Source organism: Glycomyces sp. L485 (genome assembly GCF_022548875.1).
GTDB lineage: Bacteria > Actinomycetota > Actinomycetes > Mycobacteriales > Micromonosporaceae > Glycomyces.
Genome location: NZ_JAKZEW010000007.1, coordinates 31,373 through 58,199 on the forward strand (window position 1 = coordinate 31,373; position 26,827 = coordinate 58,199).

At 67.5% G+C, this 26,827-nt stretch carries 22 protein-coding genes and 1 pseudogene; 9 read left to right on the forward strand and 14 right to left on the reverse strand.

What is annotated here, in order from left to right:
* Nucleotides 1-331: 331 nt before the first annotated feature.
* Both L0U85_RS06080 and L0U85_RS06085 read right to left on the reverse strand, forming a co-directional pair.
* A complete protein-coding gene (locus L0U85_RS06080; RefSeq protein WP_241376865.1) occupies nucleotides 332-1,972 on the reverse strand; it encodes an FAD-binding dehydrogenase in 1,641 nt (546 codons plus the stop codon).
* Nucleotides 1,973-2,498: 526 nt separating this feature from the next.
* Entirely contained in the window at nucleotides 2,499-3,446 is a 948-nt protein-coding gene (locus L0U85_RS06085) for an NmrA/HSCARG family protein (RefSeq protein WP_241376866.1), read from the reverse strand.
* Between the two features lie 179 nt (nucleotides 3,447-3,625).
* Here L0U85_RS06085 and L0U85_RS06090 point away from each other — a divergent pair, with 179 nt between their 5' ends.
* Nucleotides 3,626-4,162, forward strand: a complete 537-nt coding sequence (locus tag L0U85_RS06090) for a MarR family winged helix-turn-helix transcriptional regulator (RefSeq protein WP_241376867.1) — start codon at nucleotides 3,626-3,628, stop codon at nucleotides 4,160-4,162.
* 113 nt (nucleotides 4,163-4,275) lie between these two features.
* Here the strand turns inward: L0U85_RS06090 and L0U85_RS06095 are convergent.
* Both L0U85_RS06095 and L0U85_RS06100 read right to left on the reverse strand, forming a co-directional pair.
* Nucleotides 4,276-4,359: pseudogene (locus L0U85_RS06095) on the reverse strand (IS5/IS1182 family transposase); the annotation flags it as partial.
* Nucleotides 4,360-4,509: 150 nt separating this feature from the next.
* Nucleotides 4,510-6,501, reverse strand: a complete 1,992-nt coding sequence (locus L0U85_RS06100; RefSeq protein WP_241376868.1) for a beta-galactosidase — start codon at nucleotides 6,499-6,501, stop codon at nucleotides 4,510-4,512.
* A gap of 276 nt (nucleotides 6,502-6,777) precedes the next feature.
* Between L0U85_RS06100 and L0U85_RS06105 the strand changes: the two genes are divergently transcribed.
* A complete protein-coding gene (locus L0U85_RS06105) occupies nucleotides 6,778-7,794 on the forward strand; it encodes a hypothetical protein (protein WP_241376869.1) in 1,017 nt (338 codons plus the stop codon).
* On the opposite strand, the gene L0U85_RS06110 is transcribed toward L0U85_RS06105, so the two are convergent.
* The 8 genes from L0U85_RS06110 to lpdA form a co-directional block, all read right to left on the reverse strand.
* Entirely contained in the window at nucleotides 7,764-8,006 is a 243-nt protein-coding gene (locus L0U85_RS06110; RefSeq protein ID WP_241376870.1) for a hypothetical protein, read from the reverse strand. The genes L0U85_RS06105 and L0U85_RS06110 overlap by 31 nt on opposite strands.
* Nucleotides 8,007-8,110: 104 nt before the next feature.
* Nucleotides 8,111-8,482: a hypothetical protein gene (locus L0U85_RS06115; RefSeq protein ID WP_241376871.1), complete on the reverse strand. Its 372-nt coding sequence runs from the start codon at nucleotides 8,480-8,482 to the stop codon at nucleotides 8,111-8,113.
* The gene (locus tag L0U85_RS06120) at nucleotides 8,479-9,297 is read right to left on the reverse strand and encodes a DNA-directed RNA polymerase I subunit RPA34 (protein WP_241376872.1); all 819 of its coding nucleotides are present in this window, start codon (nucleotides 9,295-9,297) and stop codon (nucleotides 8,479-8,481) included. Before L0U85_RS06120 ends, L0U85_RS06115 begins: the two co-directional genes overlap by 4 nt.
* Before the next feature lie 198 nt (nucleotides 9,298-9,495).
* Nucleotides 9,496-10,791, reverse strand: a complete 1,296-nt coding sequence (locus tag L0U85_RS06125; protein WP_241376873.1) for a sulfotransferase — start codon at nucleotides 10,789-10,791, stop codon at nucleotides 9,496-9,498.
* Between the two features lie 187 nt (nucleotides 10,792-10,978).
* Nucleotides 10,979-11,797 (reverse strand): class I SAM-dependent methyltransferase, encoded by an 819-nt coding sequence (locus L0U85_RS06130; RefSeq protein ID WP_241376874.1) that lies wholly within the window; start codon nucleotides 11,795-11,797, stop codon nucleotides 10,979-10,981.
* A gap of 459 nt (nucleotides 11,798-12,256) precedes the next feature.
* Nucleotides 12,257-12,682 carry a hypothetical protein gene (locus tag L0U85_RS06135; protein WP_241376875.1) on the reverse strand — a complete coding sequence of 142 codons (426 nt, stop codon included), beginning with the start codon at nucleotides 12,680-12,682 and terminating at the stop codon, nucleotides 12,257-12,259.
* 209 nt (nucleotides 12,683-12,891) lie between these two features.
* Nucleotides 12,892-14,550: a 2-oxoglutarate dehydrogenase, E2 component, dihydrolipoamide succinyltransferase gene (gene sucB / locus L0U85_RS06140; RefSeq protein ID WP_241376876.1), complete on the reverse strand. Its 1,659-nt coding sequence runs from the start codon at nucleotides 14,548-14,550 to the stop codon at nucleotides 12,892-12,894.
* A gap of 27 nt (nucleotides 14,551-14,577) precedes the next feature.
* A complete protein-coding gene (gene lpdA, locus L0U85_RS06145; RefSeq protein ID WP_241376877.1) occupies nucleotides 14,578-15,966 on the reverse strand; it encodes a dihydrolipoyl dehydrogenase in 1,389 nt (462 codons plus the stop codon).
* 248 nt (nucleotides 15,967-16,214) lie between these two features.
* Here lpdA and L0U85_RS06150 point away from each other — a divergent pair, with 248 nt between their 5' ends.
* The gene (locus L0U85_RS06150; RefSeq protein ID WP_241376878.1) at nucleotides 16,215-16,547 is read left to right on the forward strand and encodes an oxidoreductase; all 333 of its coding nucleotides are present in this window, start codon (nucleotides 16,215-16,217) and stop codon (nucleotides 16,545-16,547) included.
* Nucleotides 16,548-16,621: 74 nt separating this feature from the next.
* Here L0U85_RS06150 and L0U85_RS06155 read toward each other — a convergent pair whose 3' ends face one another.
* Nucleotides 16,622-18,076 carry a leucyl aminopeptidase gene (locus tag L0U85_RS06155; protein ID WP_241376879.1) on the reverse strand — a complete coding sequence of 485 codons (1,455 nt, stop codon included), beginning with the start codon at nucleotides 18,074-18,076 and terminating at the stop codon, nucleotides 16,622-16,624.
* Nucleotides 18,077-18,150: 74 nt separating this feature from the next.
* Here L0U85_RS06155 and gcvT point away from each other — a divergent pair, with 74 nt between their 5' ends.
* The 6 genes from gcvT to L0U85_RS06185 all read left to right on the forward strand — a co-directional run bounded on the left by gcvT (nucleotide 18,151) and on the right by L0U85_RS06185 (nucleotide 25,816).
* Nucleotides 18,151-19,242, forward strand: coding sequence for a glycine cleavage system aminomethyltransferase GcvT (gcvT, locus tag L0U85_RS06160; RefSeq protein WP_241376880.1), 1,092 nt, complete (start codon nucleotides 18,151-18,153; stop codon nucleotides 19,240-19,242).
* 74 nt (nucleotides 19,243-19,316) lie between these two features.
* Complete coding sequence (locus L0U85_RS06165) at nucleotides 19,317-20,627, forward strand: Gfo/Idh/MocA family oxidoreductase (RefSeq protein ID WP_241376881.1); 1,311 nt, start codon at nucleotides 19,317-19,319, stop codon at nucleotides 20,625-20,627.
* Between the two features lie 11 nt (nucleotides 20,628-20,638).
* Nucleotides 20,639-22,066, forward strand: a complete 1,428-nt coding sequence (gene uxaC / locus L0U85_RS06170) for a glucuronate isomerase (RefSeq protein ID WP_241376882.1) — start codon at nucleotides 20,639-20,641, stop codon at nucleotides 22,064-22,066.
* A complete protein-coding gene (locus tag L0U85_RS06175; RefSeq protein ID WP_241376883.1) occupies nucleotides 22,063-23,355 on the forward strand; it encodes an enolase C-terminal domain-like protein in 1,293 nt (430 codons plus the stop codon). Before uxaC ends, L0U85_RS06175 begins: the two co-directional genes overlap by 4 nt.
* Complete coding sequence (locus L0U85_RS06180) at nucleotides 23,343-24,701, forward strand: mannitol dehydrogenase family protein (protein ID WP_241376884.1); 1,359 nt, start codon at nucleotides 23,343-23,345, stop codon at nucleotides 24,699-24,701. Before L0U85_RS06175 ends, L0U85_RS06180 begins: the two co-directional genes overlap by 13 nt.
* A complete protein-coding gene (locus L0U85_RS06185) occupies nucleotides 24,701-25,816 on the forward strand; it encodes a Gfo/Idh/MocA family oxidoreductase (RefSeq protein ID WP_241376885.1) in 1,116 nt (371 codons plus the stop codon). The genes L0U85_RS06180 and L0U85_RS06185 overlap by 1 nt, the downstream gene beginning before the upstream one ends.
* Nucleotides 25,817-25,928: 112 nt before the next feature.
* Here L0U85_RS06185 and L0U85_RS06190 read toward each other — a convergent pair.
* Nucleotides 25,929-26,827: right-handed parallel beta-helix repeat-containing protein (locus L0U85_RS06190; RefSeq protein ID WP_241376886.1), on the reverse strand; the 899-nt coding region annotated here is incomplete at its 5' end.

Below are 26,827 nucleotides of genomic sequence, written 5' to 3' on the forward strand. Positions count from 1 at the left end.
ACTGGTCGCGGCGTTCATAGTCGCTCATGCTCAACCATCCACGTGCTAGATGTGCCGGTCCGCGGCTCGCCGGCCGTAACTCGGCCTTGCCACCGACGTTCCCGGAGAGACGGTACGGGAGTACGTGTCCACAGAGCTTTGGATGATAGCGGACCACGCTTGGTAGGTGATTTGCTCTCAGTCTCGCAGGTGGGGCAAGCCGACCCATCACCATCTTAGGATGAGGATGTGACACCGCACGGGCCGCCCGGACCCGGCCCCCTCTAGGCGGTCGCGGACCGCCGTGATGCATATCTCATCTGATTGTCGTCGCCTCTCCTTGGGGCGTCTCTCACAGCGCGGCGCCGCGGGCGGCCTGGCGGCCGGAGAACAGACACCCTCCCAGGAACGTGCCCTCCAGCGACCGATAGCCGTGCATGCCGCCCCCGCCGAACCCGGCTGCCTCTCCGGCGGCGTACAGACCGGCCAGCGGCGAACCGTCCGCGCGCAGCACACGGCCGTCCAGATCGGTCTGGAGGCCTCCCAGCGTCTTGCGTGTGAGGATGTTGAGCCGCACACCGATGAGCGGACCGGCCTTGGGGTCGAGGATCCGGTGCGGCGAGGCGACTCGAATGAGCTTGTCTCCCCGGTAGTTCCGAGCGCCCCGAAGCGCGGTGACCTGCAAGTCCTTCGTGAACTTGTTGACCATCTCGGCGTCGCGGGCCTCGACGGCCTCCTTCACCGTCGCGAGTTCCAGCAGCGACTCGTCGGTGATGGCGTTCATGCCGTCGACCAGCTTCGGCAGCGAATCGGCCACGACGAAGTCGGCGCCGCGTTCCTTGAACGCCTCCACAGGTCCGGGAGCGCCGGGAAGCACACGCTTCAGCAGCAGTCTGATGTTCTTCCCGGTGAGATCGGGGTTCTGCTCGGAGCCTGAGAGGGCGAACTCCTTCTCCAGAATCCGTTGAGTCAGAACGAACCAGGAGTATTCATGCCCTGTGCCCAGAATATGCTCGAGCGTCCCCAACGTATCGAAACCGGGGAAGTACGGAGCGGGCAACCGACGCCCGGTGGCGTCGAGCCAGAGCGAGGAGGGCCCCGGAAGAATCCGAATGCCATGATGCGGCCAGACGGGGTCCCAGTTCTCGATGCCCTCGGTGTAATGCCACATGCGGTCGCGGTTGATCAGATTCGCCCCGGCCGACTCGGCGATGCCGAGCATGCGTCCGTCGACGTGCGCCGGAACGCCGGAGATGAGCCGCTCGGGAGGCGTCCCCATCCGCGCCGGCCAATTCTCCCGCACCAAGTCGAAGTTCCCGCCGATCCCGCCCGAGGTGACGATCACCGATTCGGCCGAGAACGAGAACTCCCCCTCGGCCTCGCGGCTCGTGGCGACCCCTCGAGGGGCGCGATCATCGGCCAGCACGGACCCGCTGACCCCCGTGACCGCCCCGTCGGTGGTATCGAGCCGGTCGACGCGATGCCGGAACGCGAGCCGGACCCGCCCGTCCCTGACGGCCTCGCGGACCACCTTCGCGAACGGCTTCACCAATCCGGGCCCCGTGCCCCAGGTGATGTGGAATCGCGGCACGGAGTTCCCGTGTCCTTCAGCGGTATAGCCCCCGCGCTCGGCCCAGCCGACGACCGGAAAGAACCGAACCCCCATACCGTGGAGCCATTCCCGCTTCTCCCCGGAGGCGAAGTCCACATAAGCCTCGGCCCACTTCCGGGGCCAGGCGTCCTCGTCCCGATCGAACCCGGCGCTCCCCAGCCAGTCGCGCCAGGCCAGCTCCCGGGAATCCCGAATCCCCATGCGCCGCTGCTCGGGCGAGTCCACCAGGAACAGGCCCCCGAACGACCAGAACGCCTGCCCGCCGAGCGACTGCGGGCCCTCCTGATCGACCAGGACGACCTTCTTGCCCAAGCGAGTCAGCTCAGCGGTGGCGACCAGCCCCGCAAGCCCCGCCCCAACCACAACGACGTCACTGTCCATGGTCCGAGAACCCTCCAAAAGCAGCAGACGCACCTACTGGTGCGTAGAGGAGGTATATCAGGACCGCGACGCCACGTCAACAGATCACAGGCCCGCCCCCTGTCAGAGCGAGTACCAATGGGGAGGGACACTCGGACTCGGTTCAATTGCCGGTGATAACCGAGTCCTGCGGACTCGCCATCAGTGAAAACGTCAGTGTCACAACGGAATACACCGGTCTTGATCAGGAATCCGCATCGGCCGACGTCTGCATTGCTCGATGAGGCATTCGCCAGGCTGTGGCGAGCCGCGATGAATGAACGCTGTTCGCACCGTCGAAGAACTCGCAGAACTTCATGATCAGCGGATCCCACCCCACGACGTGCATCCCGACCTCCAAGCGCCCGACGCCAGGACCTGCTTCTCGCCCTCGTCGAGGTCGTCAACCTGCACGTCGAGGTGCTCGGACCCGCGGACAATACACACCCGACCCGGCCCGACGCCAGAGGCTTCGAAACACTGGGCCGGGCCGCGAGGGCGTCTCCGCTCAGATTTGGGCGAACGTGTCCTTGTGCGCGGACAGCCATTCTCCGAAGGTCTGGAGCGACGGGTTGAGCTCGCGGATCCTGTCGAGGTCGCGCCGGCCGGTGAACTCGTCGTCGAACTCGGCGTAGTACTGGAACATGTTCCCCATCTCCTCGGCGGCGGGGAAGCCGGCCGAACGGAGTCCGTCGAACGGCACCGGGTAGTAGCTCACCGCCTCGCCGAGCAGCTCGGAGAAAGCATGGGCGATCTCGGCGCCGGTCAGGTGCTCGCCCGCGATGCTGACGGTCTCGCCGACCAGCTCGTCGCCGCGCTTGAAGATACCGAGCGCGGTGCGGCCGATGTCCTCGGACGCGATCCCGGACAGCTTGCCGTCGCCCATCGCCAGCGCCACGACCAGGCTGCCGTCGTCCTGCCGCTGCGGGGCCATCATCGACAGGAAGTTGTCCCAGTAGAAGGTGCTCTGGAGGAAGGTCGTGGGGAGGCCGGCCTCGGTGAACAGTTCGTTCGCCTCGCCCTTGACGTCGAAGTGGGGGACCTTGTACTTGCCCATCAGGGTGGGCATGCGGTCGTCTTCGAGCGGAACGCTGTTGCGGGTGTCCTCCAGGGTCGACCAGATCGCGTGCGCCACGCCCGCAGTCTTCGCGGCCCGGGCCAGGTTGGCCGCCTGCGCGTACTCGCGCTCGGGCGACATGTACTCCCAGAAGTTGGTGACCAGGAACGCGCCGTGGGCGCCCTCGAAGGACTTGGCCAGGCTGGCCTCGTCGTCGAGGTCGGCCTGGACGACTTCGGCACCGAGTTCGGCGAGATCCTTGGCCTTGTCGGAGCCGGGGTTGCGGGTGATCGCGCGCACTGCGAACTCGGAGTCGGGTTCAGCCAGGATGGCGCGGACGAGCCCGCCGCCCTGCTGCCCGGTCGCGCCGATCACTGCGATGATCTTCTTCTCTGCCATGATCTTTCTCCTCTGATGTCGTGTTGGTACCCAGCATAGTTGTAATATTTGCTTACGCAAGCAAATATATCACTGTGTGAGAGAGCGCACCGTTTCGCAGCGGCGGCGGCCCGCTCACCACATCGAATCGCAGGTCTTCACCCGATTCCGACACGATCCACTTCAGTAAGGTGTTGAACATGAGCGACCAGGTACCGCCGTTGACTCCGCACGAAGAGGCGGTCTGGCGCGCGTTCGCACCGTTGCTGCTGAGGCTCCCGAAGGTCCTCGACAACGACTTGCGCGCGGACACCGGACTGAGCGCGGCCGAGTACGCCGTGCTGATGAACCTCTCCGAGGCGCCCGACCGGCAGTTGCGGATGAGCGAGCTGGCGAACCGCGTGGCCATGTCGGCCAGCCGGATCAGCCGGATCGTCGACGCCTTCGCCGCCCAGGGCCTGGTGACCAAGGCCAAGGTGTCCGACGACGCCCGGGGCAACCTCGCCACGTTGACCGACGCCGGGTTCAACCGCCTGCGCGAGGCCTACCCCGCGCACCTGGCGAGCGTGCGGCGCCGCGTGGTCGACCACCTCGCCGGGCTCGACCTTCCCGCGCTGGCGGCCGCCATCGAGACGATGGTCGACTCGCTCAAGGACTGCCCCGCCGCGTGGCAGGCCCCCGCGCCCTCAATGAAGAGATCAGGAACCCAGAAGCACCAGGCCCCCGAACGCGATTAGCTTGGTGGCCGCAACTTCATCGAATCCGTCACGTAGGCCCTGTTTGAAAACCTAGGGTTTCCAGTCGAGCAGATCTCGTGGACAGGCGCGTTGATCCCGATGCTGCGCTCGGCCCGCCAGGCGGCCGCGATCGGTTCGATCAGCGCCCACCGCTCGTCGGAGAGGTCGCTGGGGTATGCAGGGCGTTCACTCGTCATACCAACCAAAACGAGCGAGCCTCATCTGAGGCTCGCTCGTCGATTCCGGTTCACCGAATCGGAATCAAACGCTCTCTAAGTCCTTTCCGGACCGGTTGCACCGCTACCGGGATAGCCCCTTCCAGGGGGCTCATCGAGCTGTTTGGGACCTCAGCGGACCTCTCTGATGACGGCGCAAGTGTTGGCGGGGAGGGTCGTCGTCGGGGTCCAGGCGGTGTTGGCCAGGAGGTCGTGGCCCGAGGCCGGGATCGTGGCTTCCTTGTCGGTGTGGTTCAGGGCGAAGAGGTATGAGCGGCCGTCCTCGTGGGTTCGGCGGACCGTCTCCACGCCCTCGGGGAGGCCGGGGAATTCCGGTTGCAGGTCTAGCCGGTCCAGGAACGAGTTCAGATCGGTAGGTCGGGTGGTGAGGTACCAAACCTGGCCGGAGCCGACTGCGCGGTGGAAGATCGCGGCCGTGCCGGGGTAGTCGACGTAGGAGACTATGACCTCGGCTCCCTCGGACGCGGCGGTCTCGGCCCAGAAGGCGCCGCTGGTGCCGTCGTCGAGGGCGACCATCTCGTCCTCGCGCAGCGGGACGTGTTCGACGACTCGGACTCCGAGGAGGTCGCGCAGTGCCCCCGGCATGCCGGGGTGGACGTGTTCGTTGCGGTCCGTGACGCCTGAGAAGGGGCCGACGACCAGGGTGCCGCCGCCTTCGACGTAGCGGCGGAGGTTCGCGTCGTCGTCGAGCATCTGGAGGGAAGGGGCGAATACCACCGGATATCGAGAGAGGTCCTCGGCCGGGTGTGCGATGTCGCAGGTGATGCCGCGCTTCCACAAGGCCGCGTGCCAGCGCCGCAGCTCCGGGAAGGGGGTCATGAACGACGAGAGCTGTCCGGGGGTGTCGTGGGCCCAGACCGACTCGAAGTCCAGCAGGATGGCCGCTTGGGACTGGACGGTCGAGCCCTTGATCTCGGCCAGGTTCTTCATCCACTGGCCGAGCTGGACGACCTCTTGGAACGTCTTGGTCTCGCGGCCGCCGTGGGGCACCATCGCCGCGTGCCAGCGTTCGGTGCCGTATCGCGAAGCGCGCCATTGGAAGTACATGGCGCCCTCGGAACCGTGGGCGACGTAGCCGAGGGAGTGGCGCAGCTGCTCGCCGGTCCGCTTGGCGAAGCCGCCGCCGCGCCAGGCCGAGGCGTTCGCGGACTGCTCCATGAGCAGCCACGGGTGCCCGTGGGCGAGGCCGCGGGAGAGGGCGGCGGCGTAGGCGACTTGGGGCTCGTAGGTGATCGTGTCGTTCGGGACGAGGTAGTGGTCGACGGAGATGAGTCGGTTCTCGCCGTTGAGGTCTTTCCCCCAGCGGAAGTAGTCGTTGCCGGCGAAGTTGCCGGTGACCATCAGATTGGTGGTGATGGGCTTGTCCGGGCTGTGCTCGGCGATGGCCGCGGCCTCGGAGTTGAACAGCTTCAGTCGCGCGTCGGAGCCGAAGCGCCGGTAGTCCAGCACGAAGCTCGGGTTCGGTGTCTCGGCGCAGGCGCGCGGCGGGAGGACCTGCTCCCAGTCGGTATAGGTCTGGGACCAGAACGTGGTGCCCCAGGCGTCGTTGAGGCCGTCGAGGTCGCCGTAGCGGTCGCGCAGCCACGCTTGGAATTCCGCGGCGGCCAGGTCGCAGAAGCAGGTCCGGTAGTACTCGTTGCCGACGTGCCACATGGCCAGCGCCGGGTGGCCCGCGTAGCGTTCGGCCAGTTTGGAGGCCATTTCGACGACGGCCTCCTGGTAGGCCGGGGCGTGGGGGCAGTACTCGGCGCGTGCGCCGTAGTGCAGGCGGTGGCCCTCGGGGGCGACCGGGAGGGTCTCGGGGTGGGCCTGGGAGAACCACGGCGGTGGGGAGGCCGTGGAGGTGGCCAGGTCGGCCTTGACACCGCCGGACTCCAGGAGGTCCATGATGTCGTCGAGCTGTCCGAACTCCCATTTGCCGGGGCCGGGATTGATGCTCGCCCAGGAGAAGACGTTGACGGTGGCGACGTTGACGCCGGCCTCGCGCATGAGCGCGATGTCCTCCTCCCATACCTCTCGGGGCCACTGCTCGGGGTTGTAGTCACCTCCGAACGCGAGCCCGTCGATGCCGGGAATGATGTCGCGTACCGGTTTCGGTGTCAAGGGAGATCCTTCACTGATAACGTTTTCCTGACTGTTCGACGATTCTGACAGCTCCATCCCGCGCAAGTCAAGCTCGGAGCGGAATCTCGACAAGCCTCTGGACGAGGCTCACAGCGAGAAACGTCCCACGCGAAACTGTCTCTGCACGGGTCACCAACACCATGACATAACTGGCCAATCGGGCAGTCACCCCTGCCTTGAAGCATGGTCAACTTCGATGAGGTGGGGCATAATCAGTGAAACTTACGTTCGCGCCCAAGAGGATTACGACGCTCCATGGAAGACCCTATCCAGCCAGGACGGATGTACAACCGTGCTGAGGTTCGGAAGAAGCTCGGCGGGTCTCTCCAAGGAGGCATCGTGCCGAGCAGGATGGGGCGAACGGTTCTGCTCTACTCGGACCATTCGAAGGCCGGCGCGTACGGATACGAGGACGGTTGGTCGCCCGATGACCAGGTATATGAGTACACCGGCACCGGCCAGGAGGGGGACCAGGATCCCGGAGGGCTGAACGGCTCGGTCTTGCGTCACCGCGAGCGAGGGTACGACACGCTTCGGCTCTTCGTCGCCTACGAACCCCCGAAGGGCGCTCAGGACTTCCGCTATGTAGGCCAGTTCGTTCTCGACGAGAAGTATCCGTCCATCACCAGGAAAGGCAGGGACAAGAACGGGGTCAAGCGAGATGCGATCGTGTTCCGGCTGCGCCCTGTCGGGACGGTGTCGGTCGATCAGATCGACTATGTCAAGCCCTCGATCCAGACCACCATCACGACTTGGCATCCGGGAGAACCGATTGAAACCCTGGGCGCTTCGGGGACTGAGGAGGCCGGCTCCAGGCAGGTCGCACCTGAACGAAACTCTGCGAGTGCCTTCAACCGCAAGGCAGTTGAGGCTCTTGTAGGCACCCGTCAGGAAGCCGAACTCTCGTTGAGGTTTGAAGAACTGCTCACTTCGCTGGGTCATGATGTTCAGCGCTTCGAAATTCGGATCAAGGGCGGGCGGTCACCGCTGCGTACGGACCTCTACGACGCTACTGACCAGGTGCTCTATGAGATCAAGGCATCCGCGTCGCGGGATGCCGTCCGTATGGCCATCGGCCAGCTCTTCGACTACAGGCGGCATGTGGAGGTCGACCTCAAGCATCTGGCGGTCCTTCTGCCAAAGGACCCGGGCAAGGACCTTCACGGGCTCATCGAGTCGGTGGGTTTCAAGCTCGTCTACGAGGAATCGGAAGGTGTATTCGCAGGTGATGTTGAGATTCTCTATGCGTCGGGTCGACCAAATGCGTCCTGAGCAGCTTCTCTGAGGAGGCCTGCGAGATTGTCGCAGGCGTTGTCGATTGCTGCCCGCTGATCGGCATTGTCGAGCCGGTTCGAGGCCATGCGGGACAGGATGAGGATATTCAAGGCGATTTCGTTGAGGAAGTGGTCGAGCCGAAAGCGGTCACGGGCGTTGGCAACTTTGCTGATGGCGTCTGCGAGCTCGTCGAGCGCGGTGCCTTCCATGGAGTCCCTTCCTGCGGTGGAACCTGCCGCTGAGCGTAGGCGGTGCCTGCGACACTCGGGGGCGAGCTGAGCTGCTCGCCCCCGGCCGTGCCCACCGTTCGGCGTCAGCCCTCGCAGTCTCGTTGGCAGGCGAACCAGACTTTCGCCGCCGCTTGTTTGAGGTGGCGGGAGTTGGAGCCGTCCAGTGTCCAGTCTCGGTGAGTCTCGTTGCAGACCCACAGGTCCGGTTCGCCGACGACCAAGCCGGTGATGTAGCCGAGCAGGGCGGGATTGATGTCGTTGAACGCGATCCACATGCGCGGAGCCGACGCGATGGTGCCGAAATGGACGGTGCGGTCCGCGATGGTCTCGGTGCCGAGCACCGTCAGGCTCATTGGGTCTGGTGGGTCGGTGAGATGGACCGGAATCGGTGTTGCGTTGAGCGCGTGCAGGTATCGGGATCGGATCTGGTGCGGCGCGAAGCGTGAGCGGCTCACAGGGCACCGCCTCCGACAGCCGGGTGGAGTGAATCGAAGCGCTGCTCCCATTCGGTGATGTAGTGGCTTCCCGTCCTCGGGGCAGGATTCGAAGGGGCCCGCCGAAGGCTCTCGGCCGGTTCGCTGTCCTCTGGGCCGAGCGGCTCGCTTGTGGGGTTTGAGGCCCGGGAGCCCTTGAAGACCAGGACGATCCAGCGGATGAGGTGAAAGACGCTGGCGATGGTGCGGCTGCGTTGGGCTGCGGTGTAGGCGGTGTTGTGGGCGGCGGCGAGTGGTTCGGAGTCGATCAGCCAGCGGTCCCAGGCATCCTCTCGGAGATTCGAGAACCGGTAGAGCTCATCGGTCTGGGGTTCGGTCCGGAGTCGGCGCCGCTCGCGTGGGATCGGGCTCGGTTTGTCGTCCTCGGATGGGAGCGGGTCGGGGAGCTCGCCTCGGCGGTGGCGGCCGATGCGGGTGTCCGGCCGCCAGTCGGGCGTGCCGTAGGGGCCGGTGTCGAGGGGATCGTGCGGTCTGCCGCCGATCTCGAAGGTGTCTCCGGGGCGGTGCCGCAGATGCGGAGGCTCGTACCGGGGTGAGGACGGGTCCGAATCGGGAGCGGATGGATCGGTGCATTCGGGGAGGTGCCGGTGACGGTCTAGGCCGGGCGTTGCCAGGTCGGGGGAGCCGTCGGGCAAGAAGAGACGGCGGCCCGCCCAGTCGTAGAAGCCGTCGCCGGGGACTTCGGTGAGGTGGCGGTCGGGACCGGTGCGGTGTCGCTCGAAGGTGTTTCGATCGGTTGCGCCAGGCGTGTTTTCGCGTAGGCTGACTCTAACCATGGGAGGTTCGCCTCTCTGGTGTAGGAGGCGGGCCGCCGAACGGTTTGGCGATTGAGCGGCGGCCCGCCGCTGAACTATTCGGTTGGATTCGGATTACGCGCACTGCGCGTACGAGGACCTTGACATGGGGTTCGCGGCGAGTCAACCATCAACACGCGCGGTCTTCCGATTTCCACTGTCGATTTGCGATGACAGTGGTCACATTGCCTTTTCGTAAGGCAGTTCTGCTCTGCTCGTAAGATTCGTAGACGAAGCGGGGGCTCGATTCCGTGGTTTTAAGCGCGAACCGGCTCTCCAGGTGTTGATGCGGTTGACCAGTTGCGGATAGTCGCCGAATGCGGCTTCGACGTCGTTCGAGGTGAGACCGTAGTCGGCGAGGTCGTACTCGTGCTTTCGGTCGGTAGCGGGGCGGGCGAGGACGCCCGCGAGGTTGTCGGCGTCCTCGTCCGTCCACTTCGCGCCGAGCTGCTCGTACAGGTCGGGAACGTAGCGGTGGGGGTCGGAGCTGAGTACGTGGTACGGCACGTCGACGATCGTGCCGGCCGGCAGCTGCGCACGGGCGTCCCGGCCCCTCTCGACCGACTCGGCGAGCAGCCCCAGACAGAACTCGCCCACGGCGGCCCGGTCGACCTGCTTGACGCTGAGCGCCCACATGGTCTCGGTCATGGAGCAGCATGATCCGATGACGGTGGTCGGATCGCGATGGGTCCAAATGATCGTCGCGTCGGGGAAGACCTTGTGGATGACCGGGAGGTGGAACAGGTCCATCGGCGTCTTGAGGATCCAGCGGCGGCGTTCGCGACCGTATTGGAGGACCTGCAGGGCCTGCTTGAGGTAGCGGTAGTCCTCGGTGAGGTCGCGCTCGTCGAGCCATTCTCGGTAGCCCGCCAACGGAGCGCGGGCCAGGTGGTAGTGCGTGTGGGGCAATAGGAACAGGCTTTCCTCGGGCCCCCGGGCGTTGATCGGGTGCATCACGTTGAGCGCCGGTGACAGCTTGGGCACGGCCGCCACCCGCTTCTCCACGTCCCGAATGCGACGGTCGCGGAGCTTGGCGTCGGTCTCGACATCAGTGTGGAGCATCTCCCACAGCAGTGGACCCCGGTGTTCCCGGGAGTTGGCGAGGATGCGGTGGGTGAGGGTGGTGGCGGTGCGCGGCAGGCCGACGATGAACACCGGCCGCTCGATCGGCTCGGCGCCGATCTCGGGGCGTTCGGCGTGGCGGTGCCGGATGCGCAGCCGGTTGGTGAGGCGAGACTGGAAGTCGGAGGCGGTGCTGCTCCATCCGAGCCCGGTGAGGCCGGGAATCTCGGCGAAACGGTGGAAGACGTAGCCCAGATCGTCGACGAAGGCCTGGTCGTCGCCGAAGTCGGCTCCGACTTCGGCTTCGGCCTTGGCGACGATCTTCGCCCAGGCCTTCTCGGGGCTCTTGCGGGCGCGAGCAGCGGGAGTCAGGAGGAGGTTCAGCGCTCTGGCAGTGGTCGATATCCGGCGCATGGGAAATGCGTCCTCTCATATCCAAGTGGCAAGGGGTTGACTCAGCGTCGCACACTGCGCCGTGCCCTGCAAGGCCGTCGTGTCCGCTGCCTTCTACTCTGGAGTCATCCTCTCCTGATCGAAACGGACACGCAGCCGTCCTTTGAATGGAACACATTGGAGCAGGACTCGCTCGACTCGCGAGTGCTCAGGACGCGCGGCAGAGGATCTGGCCGTGCGGGATCATCAGCCAGGCGTCGGGCCGGGCGCCCCAGGCCCTCCAGGCTTCTGCGATGGCTTCCAGGTCCCTGCGGGTGGCGTGGCCGCCCGCCTGCGCCTGCGCCGCGAAGGAGGAGTGGAGGGCTCGATCAGACCACAGGTCGCTCCACCATGCTCGGTCCTCCGGGTCGGTGAAGGTCCAGGTCGACGACGTCGCCTCGACCCCGGATTCGGAGAAACCGGCCTTCAGCGCCCAGGATTTCAGGCGGCGGCCCGCATCGGGCTCGCCCCCGTTCGCCCTGGCGACCTGTTCGTAGAGGTCCAGCCAGTCCTTGAGGCCTTCGGATTCCGGGAACCAGGTGAAGGCCGCGTAGTCCGAGTCCCTGACTGCGACCACCCCGCCGGGCCTTGCCACTCGGCGCATTTCGCGGAGCGCCTGCACCGGATCGCCTACGTGCTGGAGCACCTGGTGGGCGTGGACCACGTCGAAGGTGTCGTCTTCGAACCGGAGGTCGTGGACGTCGGCCACCGCGAAGTCGATGTTCGTGACGCCTCGGGCGGCTGCGGCCTCGGCGGCCTGGTCCAAGACGTCCTCGGTGTGGTCGACGGCCGTCACTCGGCCCTGCGACGCGATCGCCGCCAGGTCGGCCGAGATCGTGCCCGGACCGCATCCCACGTCCAGGACCGTGCTGTCGGCCCTCAGCTCGGGGAGGAGGTAGCCAGCCGAGTTCTCGGCCGTGCGCCACCGGTGCGAACGCAGGACGGACTCGTGGTGGCCGTGGGTGTAGGTCGCGGTCTCTCTTGCCATGACGACACCCTAGTCATTTTGTTTCATGATATGGGAATCATTTCTTGCGATGTGGGAGAAGTTGGCCAGGCTCGGCGGTTCGCCAGCCAGTCGGCGGCGGCCAAGCCGCTCCACCGCTGGTGTATTCGGATGTATGGAACCTCCCGCACGTCTTCGCCTCCTACCGCCTCGAAGCGCGGCACCGGAGGCCGTTCGAAGGCGTGCGGCGAATCCTCCCGTGAAGCCGCCTCCCGCGAGCTTCACTTCGGCCGGCTCGCCGCCGAGCTCCTTCGTGATCCGCTCGCGGACGGCGGCGGGGAGTGTTTCGTAAGCGGGGCGCACCGCCGTGCCTGCGTAGGGGGACCGGTCGGCCGAATCTGGACATGTGCCCAGTGTCGTCGGTGCACCGGTCGGCCGCAACGGCTTTAGGAAGCGGCCCTCGCAGCCGTGGTGGGGTCGGCGGCGAGGGCCGAACTCATTCTAGGCGCTTGAGAGCAAAGATGGAATGACTACGGGCAGAACGTAATAGCCGATGTCTCCTACTGTGCTGTATGCCACTGCCCACTTCGCCGTCCGGGTGTCGCGGCACAGCACCACGAACGCGACCGTGCAGCTCAGGGTCTTCTGGGCGTCGGCGATGAACTGGAGCCAGCATTCGGCCTGATCGGGGTCGGGGGCGAGCACCGCGTCGAACAGCACGGCGAAGACGCGCTCGTCGTCTTTGGAGTAGGCGGCGAGGGCGCAGACGCGGAGCTTGTCCTCGCGAGGGCAGGCAACCGTTTGGCGGCTGATGGCGATGCTGTCGTGCTCGGGCAGGTCCGGGCCCTCGGTCGAGTTGTAGAGCTCGGTTGCGAATTCGGGGCGGTTCTCCATGAGCATGGCGAGAATCTCGTTGTACTCGATCAATATTCGAGTTCCTAACTTCCGCGCGGGGTCACAAAAGGTGGGTTGCAGGAACAACGAGGACGCGACGATGGAGGTTACGGGCGGTTGTGCGGCATCGACCGGTTCGTCCGAAACCGTCTAGAACTGTCGTGGCGGCGATCGAGTCGTGCTGCACCGGAATGCGAACGGGGCGCGGCGGGCAATGCCCGCCGCGCCCCGTCCGCTCAGATCTACAGGCCGAGCTGGTGCTCGAAGTTGCCGTCCTCGATGCGGTTGGTGACCGCCTCCAGGAAGCGGGCGGCGTCGGCGCCGTCGATGAGCCGGTGGTCGTAGCTCAGCGTCAGGTGCATGACCGAGCGCACCGCGATGACCTCGCCGAGCTCAGGGTCGTTGATCACGCGCGGGCGCTTGACGATCGCGGCGGTGCCGAGGATCGCCGACTGGCCCAGCGGCACGATCGGCGTGTCGAACAGCGCGCCCACCGAACCGGTGTTGGTGATCGTGAACGTCCCGCCGAACAGGTCGTCGGGAGCCAGGCCGCCTTCGCGGGCCTTCTTCGCGATCTCGGCGATCCGCTTGGCCAGACCCGGGATGTTCAGGTCGCCGGCGTTCTTGATCACCGGGACGATGAGGCCCTTGGGCGTGTCCACCGCGAAACCGACGTTCTCGGCGTCGGGGTAGGTGACCGTCTTCTCCTCCATGTTCATGGAGGCGTTGACGATCGGGTACTGCTGGAGCGCCTCGATCGCGGCGATCGAGAAGAACGGCAGGAACGAGAGCTTCACACCGTGGCGGGCGAGGAACTCGTCCTTCTTGGCCGCGCGGAGTTTGGCGACCTTGGTCACGTCGACCTCGCGCACCGTGGTGAGCTGCGCCATGGTCTGCATCGACTCGAGCAGTGCCTTGGCCGCGGACTGACGCAGGCGCGACATCTTCTCGGTGCGGCCGCGCAGCGGGCTGACCTCGACCTTCTCCGGCGCGGGAGCGGCCGGAGCGGCGGTGGGCTCGGGCGCCGTCTTCTTCTCGATGACGGCCTGCACGTCCTGCTTGCGGATGCGCCCGCCCACGCCGGTGCCGGCGACCTCGTCGAGGTTCACGTCGTTCTCGGCGGCGAGCTTGCGAACCAGTGGCGTGACGTACGAGCTCGACGGTTTCTCCGCGGTCGGCGTGACCGGGGCGGATGCCTCGGGCGCCTTCGGCGCGGGAGCCGACTCGGGCGCGGCGGCGGCCGGGGCCTCCGCAGCGCGGGGCTCAGCGGCCGGCTTCGGAGTCGGCGCGGCGGCGGGCGCGGCCGTGCCGGAGCCGACGATCGCCAGCACCGAACCGACCTCGGCGGTCTCGTCCTCGCCCACCCGGATCTCCAGCAGCGTGCCGGCGGCCGGGGACGGGATCTCGGTGTCGACCTTGTCCGTCGAGATCTCCAGCAGCGGCTCGTCGACCTCGACGTTGTCGCCGATCGACTTGAGCCAAGTGGTGACCGTGCCCTCGGTGACCGACTCGCCCAGTTCGGGCAGCAGCACCTCGGTGCCCTCGGCAGAACCGGGGGCGGGCGTCTCGGGCTGCGCCGGGGCGGCAGCCGGGGCCTCGGGCTCGGGCTGCTTCTCCTGGGCGGGCTCAGCGGCCGGCGCCGGGGCCGCACCGCCGGCCTCGGACGGGTCGCCGATGACGGCGAGTTCGCCGCCGATCTCGACCTCGGAGTCCTCCGGGGCCACGATCTTCAGCACCACGCCGGCCACGGGGGAAGGCACCTCGGTGTCGACCTTGTCGGTGGACACCTCCAGCAAAGGCTCGTCCACCTCGACGGTGTCGCCTTCCTTCTTCAGCCACTGCGTCACGGTCCCCTCGGTGACGGACTCACCGAGGGCGGGCATCGTTACCGATGTCGACATCGTTCTGTTCAGCTCCTGTGGTCGTATCTAGTCGTGCGCGTGCAGCGGCTTGCCGGCCAAGAGCATGGCCGCCTCGCCGATCGCTTCGTTCTGAGTCGGGTGCATGTGGATGAGCTGGGCGACGTCCGAGGCGTAGCCCTCCCAGTTGTAGATCAGCTCGGCTTCGCCGATCTGCTCCGAGATGCGCGCGCCGACCATGTGGACGCCGACGATCGGGCCGTCCTCGACCGCGACGAGCTTGATGAAGCCCTGGGTCTTGAGGATGTTGGACTTCCCGTTTCCGGCGAGGTTGTAGTTGATCGACTTGACCTTGTCGGCCCCGTACTTCTCCTTCGCCTTGTCCTCGTTGAGGCCCATGGAGGCGACCTCGGGCTCGGTGAAGGTGACGCGGGGAATGCCGGTCTCGTCGATCACGGGCGGGTTCAGCCCGGCGATCTGCTCGGCGACGAAGATGCCCTGCATGAAGCCGCGGTGTGCGAGCTGGATGCCGGGGACGATGTCGCCTACGGCGTAGACGTTCGGCAGGTTCGTCTGGAGGCGCTCGTCGGTGAGCACGAAGCCGCGGTCCATCGCGACGCCCTGCTCCTCGAAACCGCAGTTCGCGGTGGACGGGCCGCGCCCGACCGCGACGAGGACGAGGTCGCCCTCGACGACGGTGCCGCCCTGGATGGTGACCTGGACGCCCGAGCCGGTCCTCTCGACCTTCTCGAAGAACTTGCCGGTGTGGAACTTGATGCCCCGCTTGCGGAAGGCCCGCTCCAGCTGCTTCGAGGAGTCGGCGTCCTCTGCGGCGATCAGGCGGGGGAGGCCCTCGATGATCTCGACCTCGACGCCCAGGGACTTCCAGGCGGAGGCGAACTCGGCGCCGATGACGCCGCCGCCGATGACGATCGCCTTGTTCGGCAGCTCGGTGAGGTCCAGCGCGTGCTCGGAGGCGATGATCTTCTCGCCGTCGATCTCCAGGCCCGGCAGCGTCTTGGAGTACGAGCCGGTGGCGAGGATGACGTTGCGGCCGGTGACGGTCCGGCCGTTGTCGACCTCGACGGTGTTCGGGCCGACGAGCTTGCCGGTGCCGTTGATGAACTCGACCTTGTGGGCCTTGACCAGACCCTGGAGGCCCTTGTACAGCTTGGCGACGACGTCGTCCTTGTACTTGTTGACCGCCTTCATGTCGACGCCCTTGAAGTCGGCCAGGATGCCGAAGTCCTCGGAGTCGCGGGTCGTGTCGGCGACCTCGCCGGCGTGGAGCAGCGCCTTCGTGGGGATGCAGCCACGGTGCAGGCAGGTGCCGCCGACCTTGTCCTTTTCGATGAGGGCCACGGTCATGCCGAGCTCGGCCGCGCGGAATGCGCTGGCGTAGCCGCCGCTGCCACCACCCAGGATTACTACGTCGTATCCTGCGTTCGGGTCGCTCATTGCTCTCCCCACTTAACGATACAAATTTACGGCTCCGCAAGCGTCGCCGTGAGTGCTTAGGTACGCGTCCCATCCTTCCACCGGTCTCGGTACGCGGTCGACTAGACCCGGTGGTTTGGAGTGTGCAACACCATTCAACTCCTCACCGCGGTGTTCCGAAAGCCCCGGTCGTGTGCGGCTGGACACAGGTGCACTCGCCCGTGTGTACGCTTGATAGTTGACACCTCAATGGTGCGGAAGGAGCCGCAGTGGGCTGGTTTGGACGCAAGAAGAAGAACAACAAAGGCACGCTGGACCGGGCGTCCGACAACGGAGACCAGCGGCATCTGATCGAATTCATCAAGAGCAGGACCGGTGTCGAGGCCTATATCGAACCTCGGACGACCGTCACCGAGACAACGGTAATGCTCATCGCCCATGACGGGGAGTGGACGCGTCGCCGCGTCGACGGCCCGGCCGGGGCGTTCGCCCTGGGAAGCAAGCAGGGCATCCCCGTCTACGAGGTCGCGAAGACCGGATATCCCCAGCGCAAGCGCGATTTCGACCAGAGGAAGAAGCTCGAGCGGCAGCGCCGCACCTGACTCTGGATAACGGTTGCACAACTTCTGTCGCACCGTCCCGCCACTTGGACGTGCGGGACGGTGCGGCGGCCCTGTTACTCGAATTCCCCGACGAGCGCCACGAGGGTGCGCACGGGGACTCCGGTCGCGCCCTTGCCGATGTAGCCGTAGGTCTCCCCCGAATCGGCCGGCCCGGCGATGTCGATGTGCGCCCAGCGGATCTCCTCGGGCACGAAGCGCGACAGGAAGATCCCGCCCTGGATCATGTGCGCGTCGCGCTTGAGCCCGGTCGCGCACTGCGAGACGTCGGCGATCGGGGAGTCCATGAGCTTCACGATGTCCTCGGGGAACGGCATCGGCCAGCCCTGCTCGCCGACCGACTCGCCGATGCGCTGGACCCGCTCGGTCTCGGTGTCAGTCCCCATCAGCCCGAACGTGCGCTTCCCCAGCGCCACGACCTGCCCGCCGGTGAGGGTGGCGACGTCGTAGATCGCGTCCGGCTCGTCCTCGGCGGCGCGGGAGAGCGCGTCGGCCAGGACGATCCGGCCCTCCGCGTCGGTGTTGAGGATCTCGATCGTCTTGCCGTTGCGGGCGGTGACCACATCGGAGGGGCGGTAGGACGAGCCCGAGAGCATGTTCTCTGCCAGCGCCACCGTGCACGTCACGTTGACCTCCAGGCCCAGCTTCGCGGCGGCGATGGTCGCGCCGACCACGGCGGCGGCCCCGGCCATGTCGGTCTTCATGTCCCACATGCCCGCAACCGGCTTGATCGAGATCCCGCCGGTGTCGAACGTGATGCCCTTGCCGACCAGCGCGACGTGCTTCGTCGCGGCCTCGGGACGGTAGCTCAGGCGCACCAGTCGCGGCTCGGCCGCGGAACCGCCGCCGACGGCGAGGATGCCGCCGTAGCCGCCGGCCGATAGCGCCTCGGCGTCGAGGATCTCGACCTCGATCCCGGCCGCGGTCGCGGCGCGCTCGATCTCGACCGCGAACGTCGGGGGCCGCAGCAGGTTGGCGGGGGTGTTGACCCAACTCTTGGTCAGGGCCACTCCTTCGGCGAGCACGCTCGCTTTTGCGATGTCGCCTGCGGAGGCGCCGTAGACGGTGATCGACTCCGGCGGCTCGTCGCCGTTGCCCTCGGTCTTGTATCCCTCGAACTTGTAGGAGCCGAGGGCGGCTCCGGTAGCGGTGGACTCCGGGTCGCCCTCGAAGGCGATCGCGACCGATTCCAGGCCGAACGCGGCTCGCGCCGCGGTTCCGGCGGCGCGGCGAAGCGTCTCGTCGTCGAGATCGTCGGGGTCGCCGAGCCCGACGGCGAACACCAGCTTCGCGTCCAGGTCGACGGGGGCGGCGAGTCGGGTGAGCGAGGAGGCCGAACCGGTGTTGCCGAGCGTCGCCAGGGTCTCGGCCAAACGCCCGCCGAAGGCGGCGTCGACTCCGGCGGCGCTCGCGGGGATGATCGCGGCGTCCTCGTCCGCGTGCACCCCGACGACGATCACGTCGGCGCGGGCTTCGGCGATGTCGCCGGAGGCGCTGAGCAGGTCAGTCATAGTGAATCCTTCGATTACGCGGGTCCAAACGGACCGATCCTACGGGTTGGGATTCGCGCGATAGTGTCTTAGCCATGTCTGAGCCTGCACCGTCACCTCTGGTATCGCCGCTGCACGACCGCCACCTGGAGCAGGGCGCGAAGTTCGCGCCGTTCGCGGGCTGGCAGATGCCGCTGCACTACGCATCGGGTGTGCTGGCCGAGCATGCCGCCGTGCGCTCCCGGGCCGGCGTCTTCGACGTCTCGCACCTGGGCAAGGTGTGGGTGCGGGGGCCGGGCGCGGCCGCATTCGTCAACCGGTGCCTCACCAACGACCTCGACCGGATCGGCAGCGGTGGCGCGCAGTACACGTTGTGCTGCGACGACGAGGGCGGGGTCGTCGACGACCTCATCGCCTACCGGCTCTCCGACGACGAGATCCTGCTGGTCCCCAACGCCGCCAACACCGCTGAGGTGGCGCGCCGCCTCGAAGAGGCCGCGCCGGACGGGGTCGAGGTCCGCAATGCGCACCGGTCGCTCGCTGTACTGGCCGTCCAGGGCCCCGAGTCGCCGCGGATCCTCGAATACCTCGGGCTGCCGCACGACCACGGGTACATGACCTTCGTGGAGCACCTGGTCGACCGCGCGGCGATCATCGTCTGCCGCTCCGGCTACACGGGCGAGACCGGTTTCGAGCTGGTCGCGCCGAACGAGGCCGCCGGGGACTTGTGGGACGGGATGCTGGTCGCCGGTGCCGCGCCCTGCGGGCTCGGCGCGCGCGACACGCTGCGGCTGGAGATGGGCTACCCGCTGCACGGCCAGGACTTGAGCCTCGACATCACGCCCGTGCAGGCCCGCCTGAGCTGGGCGGTCGGCTGGGACAAGCCCGAATTCTGGGGCAAGGCGGCCTTGGAGGCGGAGCGCGCCGCCGGACCGAAGCGTCGCCTGTGGGGCCTGGAGGCCATGGACAGGGGCGTGCCCCGCGCGCACATGAGCGTCCTCGACGGCGAGCGGCGGGTCGGCGAGACCACCTCGGGCACGCACGCGCCGTCGCTGAGGAAGGGCGTCGCTCTGGCGCTGCTCGACGCCGGGTACAAGCCGGGCGCCGAGCTGGAGCTGGACGTGCGCGGTCGGCGCCTGCCGGTGCGGGTCGTCAAGCCGCCGTTCGTGAAAGCCACTCCCGCTTAGCGTCTCGCAAACCTGGGCTTGTCTGTATGGAACTTCTTCGATAGCGTTTACCAGAACCCAGACGAAGGAGTCACATGTCAGGCACGCCGCATCGCTATGCCCTCGTCGGTACCGGCGCTCGCGCCACGATGTACGTCAACGCCCTGGTGGAAAGGCGCGACAAGGCACAGCTGGTAGCTCTCGCAGACACCAACCCCCACCGCATCGGAGTTCACGCCGCGGCCGTAGAGGCGGCCCAGGCCCCGGCCCCGGCGGTCTACGACGCGGCCGACTTCGAGAAGCTGCTCGACGAGACGCGGCCCGACACCGTCATCGTCACCTGCGTCGACGCCCACCACCACGAGTACATCCTCGCGGCCCTCGCCCGGGACCTCGACGTCATCTGCGAGAAGCCGCTGACCACCACGGCCGAGCACGCCGCGGAGATCCTCGCCGCAGAGGAGCGGTCGGCCGGGACGGTCGCCGTCACTTTCAACTACCGATACAACCCTTTGCACGAAAAAGTCGCCGACCTGCTTCGCGATGGCGCCGTGGGCGAGATCATCTCGGTCGGCTTCGACTGGCTGCTCGACACCCGCCACGGCGCCGACTACTTCCGCCGCTGGCACCGCCTCGCCGACTCCTCCGGCGGCCTGCTGGTCCACAAGTCCGGACACCACTTCGACCTCGTGAACTGGTGGCTCGACGCCGCGCCGATACAAGCGTTTGCCAAAGGAAAGCTCGCATTCTACGGCGAGAACGGCAAGCACACCGGCCACGACCGCGGCTACGACCGCGTCACCGGCTCCTCGCTCGCCGCAGACGACCCGTTCGCACTGCACATGGAGGAGAACGAGCAGCTCAAATCGCTCTACCTCGACGCCGAGTCCGAAGACGGCTACATCCGCGACCAGAACGTGTTCGCCCCCGGCGTGACCATCTACGACGACATGATGGCGCTGGTCGACTACGACTCAGGCGCGACGCTGTCCTACCGGCTCACCGCCTACTCGCCATGGGAGGGCTACCGGGTCCACTTCAACGGCACCCAGGGCCGGCTCGAACTGCTCGTCGTCGAGAACGACCACGTCAACCCGGCCCAGAAGGGCCCCAACGGCGCCTCCCTCCACGGCACCCACGAGGCGGCCGAAGAAGGCTGGTACGAGCTGACGCTGCATCCCTTCTGGACCAAGCCGAGTAAGATCGACGTTGGTGAATACCAGCGCAAGGGCCACGGCGGCGGCGACGTGCGGATGCTCGGCGTCCTCTTCGACGGCGACACCGACCCGCACCAGCGGTCGGCCACCGCGCGGGACGGCGTCAACGCGCTGGCCGCCGGACTCGCCTCCAACGCCTCCATCGCCACCGGCCGACCGGTGAACGTCGCCGACCTTTTCAATCAGTAGGAGCACCGTTGATGCTGCATCCCGACCGCCTCTTCCCATCGGACGAGCGCACCCGCGCCATCGCGCGCGACATCCACCAGCGGACCGCCGACCTGCCGCTGGTCAGTCCGCACGGACACGTCGACCCGCGCCTGATCTCGGAGGACGAGCCGTTCCCCGACCCGGCGCGGCTGTTCGTCGTCCCCGACCACTACCTGACGCGGATGCTCTACAGCCAGGGCGCGACCCCCGACCAGCTCGGCGTCCGCTCGGTGAAGGGCGAGCCGTCGGAAGTGGACGGTCGCACGATCTGGCGGCGCTTCGCCGAGCACTACCACCTGTTCCGAGGCACCCCCTCGAAGCTGTGGCTCGACTACACCTTCGGGGAGGTCTTCGGGATCTACAAGACCCTGAGCGCCGATACCGCCGACGAGTTCTACGACCACCTCTCGGCCAGGCTGGCCGAGCCGGCCTACCGGCCCCGGGCCCTGTTCGACCGGTTCAACATCGAGGTCCTCGCCACCACCGAGTCCCCGGTGGACTCGCTCGACGCCCACGCCGAACTCGAAGCGCTCCCGGCCGACGGCGGCCGCAGGTGGGGCGGCAAGGGCGGCAAGGTCGTCACCACCTTCCGGCCGGACAACCTCGTCGAGATCGACTGGCCCGGCTGGGCCGATCGCGTCAAGCAGCTCGGCGAGATCACCGGCCTCGACACGTCGACCTACGAGGGCTACCTGGAGGCGCTGCGGCAGCGGCGCCAGGACTTCATCGCCGCCGGAGCGACCTGCAGCGACCACGGCCACGCGACCGCGGAGGCATTCCCGGCCGAGGACGCCGCGGAGATCTTCCAGCGGGCCCTGGACGGCGACGAGCTGGTCGACCCTGGGCGATTCAGCGCGCACATGCTCTACGAGTTCGCGCGGATGAGCTGCGAAGACGGCCTGGTCATGCAGCTCCACCCCGGATCGGCCCGCAACTACGACACCTGGCTGCACTCCGGCTGGGGCCGCGACGTCGGCGGCGACATCCCCACCCGCACCGACTATGTCGAGTCGCTGCACAGGCTGCTCAACGACTTCGGCCACGACCCGCGCTTCCGCATCGTGGTCTACACGCTCGACGACACCGTGTTCACCCGCGAGCTGGCGCCGCTCGCCGGGGTATATCCGGCGATGTTCGTCGGCGCCCCCTGGTGGTTCCTCGACTCGCCGGAGGGCATGCGCCGCTTCAGGGAGGGCGTCCACGAGACCGCCGGGTTCTACAACACCGCCGGCTTCGTCGACGACACCCGCGCGTTCTGCTCGATCCCGGCCCGCCACGACGTCGCCCGCCGCGTCGACGCCGCCTTCCTCGCGCGCCTGGTCGCCGAGCACCGGATGACCGAGGAGGACGCCGCCGAAGTAGCGGTGGACCTCGCCTACAACCTGCCCCGCAAGATCTACAGAATGGAACAGCGATGACGAAGATCGAACGCCTCGAAGTCCACGACGTCCGCTTCCCGACGGCGGCGGACGCCGACGGATCGGACTCGATCAACCGGGCCGACTACTCGGCCACGTATGTCGAGCTGTTCACCGACGGCGGGCCGACCGGGACGGGCTTCACCTTCACCGGGGGACGCGGCAACGAGATCACCTGCGCAGCTGTGCAAGCGCTTGCGCATCTTGTGGTCGGCCGCACCGTCGAGAGCATCTTCGACAATCCGGTCGAGTTCTCCCGCTCGCTCGCCCAGGAACCGCAGATCCGCTGGCTCGGCCCGGAGAAGGGCGCGACCCACATGGCCGTCGGCGCGATCGTCAACGCCGTGTGGGACCTGCGAGCCAAGCTCGAAGGCAAGCCGATGTGGCAGCTGCTCGCCGAGATGGACTCGGCGGAACTGGCCGCCCAGATCGACTACCGGCACATCATCGACGAGCTCACCCCGGCCGAAGCCGAGGCGATCCTGGACGAGGGCAGGGTCGGCTACGCCGACCGCCTCGCCGCCCTCCGGAGCGAAGGCTTCCCGGCGTACACGACCTCGGTCGGCTGGCTCGGCTACACCGACGAGAAGGTCCAGGCGCTCACCGAGGAGGCCGTCGCCGAAGGCTGGACCGCCGTCAAGATGAAGGTCGGCTCGCCCGACGTCGCCGACGACGTCCGGCGCGCCGGGATCATCCGCGACATCATCGGCCCCGACAGGCTGCTCATGATGGACGCCAACCAGATCTGGTCGGTACCCGAGGCCGTAGAGAACATGGGGCGCCTGGCCGCCTTCGACCCTTACTGGATCGAGGAGCCGACCCACCCCGACGACGTGCTCGGCCATGCCAAGATCGCGAAGGCCGTCGACCCGATCCGGGTCGCCACCGGCGAGGTCGCCGCCAACCGCGTCATCTTCAAGCAGCTGCTCCAGGCCGAGGCCATCCGGGTCTGCCAGATCGACGCCTGCCGCGTCGGAGGCATCCCCGAGGTCGTCGCCACGCTCCTCATGGCCGCCAAGCACGGCGTCGACGTCTGCCCGCACGCCGGCGGAGTCGGACTGTGCGAGTACGTCCAGCACCTGGGCATGTTCGAGTACCTCCGCGTCGGCAAGACCCTCCGGGGGCGCATGATCGAGTACGTGGACCACCTGCACGAGCACTACACCGATCCGGTGACCGTAGTCGACGGCCGATACCGGGTGCCGACGCAGCCGGGCTACTCCGTGACGCTCAAGGACTCCTCGATCGCCGAGTTCTCCTACCCCGACGGGCCGGCATGGAAAGCCTGAACGCCAAGACCCTCGCCGACGTGCCCGGAACCGTCCGCGTTCCGGGCACGCGCCCCGACCGAGCCGGGATACTCCACATCGGCGCCGGCGCCTTCCACCGCGCCCACCAGGCCGTCTACACCGACGGCACCGGCTGGGGCATCACCGTGGCCGCCCCGCGCTCGCGCGAGGTCATCGACGCCCTCGCCGCCCAGGACGGGCTCTACACCGTCGCCACGCTCGGTCCCGAGGGCACCGAACTGCGCGTCGTCGGATCGATCGTGGACACCCTGCACATCGCCACCGAGGAGGAGCGGGCGCTCGACCTCATCGCCGCCGACGAGACCCACGTCGTCACCCTCACCGTCACCGAGAAGGCCTACCGGGACCCCCACGGCGTCCCAGGCCTGCTCGCGAAGGGGCTGGCGCGCCGGGCCGAGCACGGCGGCGCGCCGCTGACGATCCTGAGCTGCGACAACCTGCCCGACAACGGCGCCGCCACACGGGCCGCAGTCGAGCCGCTCCTGGACGAGGCCACCCGGGCCTGGGCCGAGCAGCACGTCACGTTCCCGTCCAGCATGGTCGATCGGATCGTCCCCGCCTCCACCCGGGCGACTTTCGATCGAGCGGCAGAAACCCTCGGCTACGTAGACGACGCCGCCGTCGAGGCCGAACCGTTCACCCAATGGGTCATCGAAGACCGCTTCGCCGGACCCCGCCCCGACTGGGACGCGACCTTCACCGACGACGTCGCCGGCTGGGAGCGCCTGAAACTGCGCACCCTCAACGGCGTCCACTCCACCCTCGCCTACCTCGGTGCGCTCGCCGGCGCAGAGACGATCAGCGAGACCCTCGCCCTCACAGGCGCCAGGAACTTCGCCGAGCGCCTCATCGCCGACCAGATCGCGCCGAGCCTCACCCCTCCGGACCGCACCGACCCCGTCGCATACGGACACGAGGTCCTCGAACGGTTCGCCAACCCCGGCATCAGGCACCGCTGCCTCCAGATCGCCATGGACGGCAGCCAGAAGCTCCCTCAGCGGCTGTTCGGCACCATCGCCGACCTCGCCGAAGCCGGCCGGCCGATCGGGCTGATAGCCCTGCCGCTGGCCGCCTGGATCCGCTTCTGCGCGGGCCGAGCCGACGACGGGTCGGCACTGCCGCTCGACGATCCACTCGCCGGCCCCCTGCGCCAGAGCCTCACCGCCGCAGGCGACCATCCCGCGGCACAGGTAGGCGCTATCCTCGGGGTCCGGCAGGTCGTACCCGAACCGGTCGCGTCCAACCACGAACTGCGCCTGGCCGCAACGGCATGGCTGGTCGACCTGGACCGGCTCGGGGTGGCCCGAACCCTGGAGAACGCCTGATGGACCTTCGAATCCCCCGCATCGCAATCGTCGGCGCGAACGGCTACGGCCTGCACCACCGACACAACATAGAGCCCAAACGCCGCGCCGGCGCACTGGAGCTCGTCGGGCTGTGCGACACCGCCGAGATCGTCGAGAGCCCCGACATCCCGGTCGGCGACACACCCGTCTTCGACGACTACCAGCGCCTCCTGGAGGCCACCGACCCGCACATCGTCATCATCGCCACGCCGCCGCCCACCCACCTGCCCATCGCGTCCGCCGCGATGCGCCACGGCGCCGACGTCTACCTGGAGAAACCGCCGGTGGCCTCCCTCGACGAGTACGAGCTGCTCTACGACGTCATGGTGGAGACCGGCCGCGCCGTCCAGGTCGGGTTCCAGGCGCTCGGCTCGCACGCGTTCAACGCGCTGCGCGAGGCCATGGAGATCGGCCGGCTCGGCACGCTGGAGGCCGTCGGCGTCGCCGGCTCCTGGCAGAGGCCCGACTCCTACTACCGCCGGTCCCCTTGGGCCGGAAAGCGGGAGGCGAACGGCACCCTCATCGCCGACGGCGCGCTGGCCAACCCGTTCGCGCACGCCTCCCAGGAGGCGCTGGCGATCGCGGGGGACTGGCCGCTGGACGGCGAGATCGAGCTGGAGCGGCTGCGGTGCCGCGAGGGCATCGAAGTGGACGACACGGCCGTGTGGCGCGGGGTCAACAAGGGCGGCGTCTCGGTCACCGTAGCGGTGACCCTGTGCGGCGAGCGCAAGCTCGAGGGCGACATCTACGTGCGCGGCACCGAGGGCGAGGCCTGGTTCGAGTACCCCACCGACCGGCTGCGCCTGCCCGGTGAGGATGAGCCGAAGCAGTACGGCCGCACCGACCTGCTCGACAACCTCATGCTTCACCGCCAGCGGGGCGTCGGCCTCATCTCCGGGCTGCGGCGCGCCAAGACCTTCACCCGCGTGCTGGAGCGGGTGCTGAACGACCCGGTCCCGCGACTGGTCGACGAGGCGCACCTCAAGCGCGTCGGCGACGACCCGGTGACGCTCCTCGACGGCGCCGACGCGGCAGTCGAGGCGGCGGCCAGAAGCGGCAAGCTCTTCAGCGAACTCTCGCTTCCGTGGGGTTAGAGGCCCGGCGGACGCGTGGTTTCGGGACCCGTCCCGACCCGGTCCGGGAGATCGGTCGGGGCCCGGCGGGCCCCGACCGATCGATACTCGGATCCGACAAGCGGTGCCGGTGCTAACCGGCTCCGGCTCCGCTGCTCACGATGGAGGCGACCTGCGAGGGCGTGTCGAGGCTGAACGAGTACGGCACTCCCGGAACCGACCCGCTGGAGACGGGGGACGGGGAGTTGACGAGGTGGTTGTTGCGCGAGACGACGCTGCCGGCCGGCGAGGAGGCCTGTCCGAGGTCGACGGTGCGGTTGCAGTTCTCGAAGTAGTTCCCTTCGACGATGACGCCGGCCTCCATAGTGGTGGCCACACAGTACGACCCGATGTTGCGGTAGTAGTTGTTGAACACGTGGACGGGGCTGCCGAAGCGAACCCGAGGCGTTCGCTGGTTGGTGCCGTTGAAGTAGTTGTGGTGGTAGGAGACCCGCAGGTGTCCCCGGTCCTGGCCGCCGTTGCTGTCGGAGTGCCCCAGGAGCATCGTCTTGTCGGTGCCGTTGAACCGGTTCCAGGAGACGGTGATGAAGTCCGATCCCCGCTTGATGTCGCAGGCGCCGTCGAAGCCGGGCTCGAAGGTGTTGTGGTCGATCCAGATGTTGGTCGAGCCGTCCTGGACGTTGATGCCGTCGTCGGCGTAGTCGCGGAAGGTCATGTTCTGGATGATGACGTTGTGGGTGTCGTCGAGGTTCAGCCCGCCGCCCGTGAACGTCGCCCCGGAGTTTCCGATGATGGTCGTGTTCGAGCCGACTTTGACCATGCCCGACAGGCTGATGGTGCCGCTGACCCGCACGACCTTCGCCGAGCTGCCCGAGACCGCCGAGGCGAACGCCGAGGCCGAGGAGACCGTCACCGGTGAGGTGTTGCCGCCGCCGGTGGTGCCGCCGTTCTGCGTCGCCCAGCCCACGAGGCCGCTCTGGCCGGGGTCGTCGCCGCCTTCGGCCTCGATCAGACGGAACTGCTGGTTCGATT

Bases quoted from the DNA above. Each gene is read 5' to 3' on its own strand.
- L0U85_RS06080 (WP_241376865.1), bottom strand. From the start codon at position 1,972: ATGGACAGTGACGTCGTTGTGGTTGGGGCGGGGCTTGCGGGGCTGGTC.
- L0U85_RS06085 (WP_241376866.1), bottom strand. From the start codon at position 3,446: ATGGCAGAGAAGAAGATCATCGCAGTGATCGGCGCGACCGGGCAGCAG.
- L0U85_RS06090 (WP_241376867.1), top strand. From the start codon at position 3,626: ATGAGCGACCAGGTACCGCCGTTGACTCCGCACGAAGAGGCGGTCTGG.
- L0U85_RS06105 (WP_241376869.1), top strand. From the start codon at position 6,778: ATGGAAGACCCTATCCAGCCAGGACGGATGTACAACCGTGCTGAGGTT.
- L0U85_RS06110 (WP_241376870.1), bottom strand. From the start codon at position 8,006: ATGGAAGGCACCGCGCTCGACGAGCTCGCAGACGCCATCAGCAAAGTT.
- L0U85_RS06120 (WP_241376872.1), bottom strand. From the start codon at position 9,297: ATGGTTAGAGTCAGCCTACGCGAAAACACGCCTGGCGCAACCGATCGA.
- L0U85_RS06125 (WP_241376873.1), bottom strand. From the start codon at position 10,791: ATGCGCCGGATATCGACCACTGCCAGAGCGCTGAACCTCCTCCTGACT.
- L0U85_RS06130 (WP_241376874.1), bottom strand. From the start codon at position 11,797: ATGGCAAGAGAGACCGCGACCTACACCCACGGCCACCACGAGTCCGTC.
- sucB (WP_241376876.1), bottom strand. From the start codon at position 14,550: ATGTCGACATCGGTAACGATGCCCGCCCTCGGTGAGTCCGTCACCGAG.
- lpdA (WP_241376877.1), bottom strand. From the start codon at position 15,966: ATGAGCGACCCGAACGCAGGATACGACGTAGTAATCCTGGGTGGTGGC.
- L0U85_RS06155 (WP_241376879.1), bottom strand. From the start codon at position 18,076: ATGACTGACCTGCTCAGCGCCTCCGGCGACATCGCCGAAGCCCGCGCC.
- gcvT (WP_241376880.1), top strand. From the start codon at position 18,151: ATGTCTGAGCCTGCACCGTCACCTCTGGTATCGCCGCTGCACGACCGC.
- L0U85_RS06165 (WP_241376881.1), top strand. From the start codon at position 19,317: ATGTCAGGCACGCCGCATCGCTATGCCCTCGTCGGTACCGGCGCTCGC.
- uxaC (WP_241376882.1), top strand. From the start codon at position 20,639: ATGCTGCATCCCGACCGCCTCTTCCCATCGGACGAGCGCACCCGCGCC.
- L0U85_RS06175 (WP_241376883.1), top strand. From the start codon at position 22,063: ATGACGAAGATCGAACGCCTCGAAGTCCACGACGTCCGCTTCCCGACG.
- L0U85_RS06180 (WP_241376884.1), top strand. From the start codon at position 23,343: ATGGAAAGCCTGAACGCCAAGACCCTCGCCGACGTGCCCGGAACCGTC.
- L0U85_RS06185 (WP_241376885.1), top strand. From the start codon at position 24,701: ATGGACCTTCGAATCCCCCGCATCGCAATCGTCGGCGCGAACGGCTAC.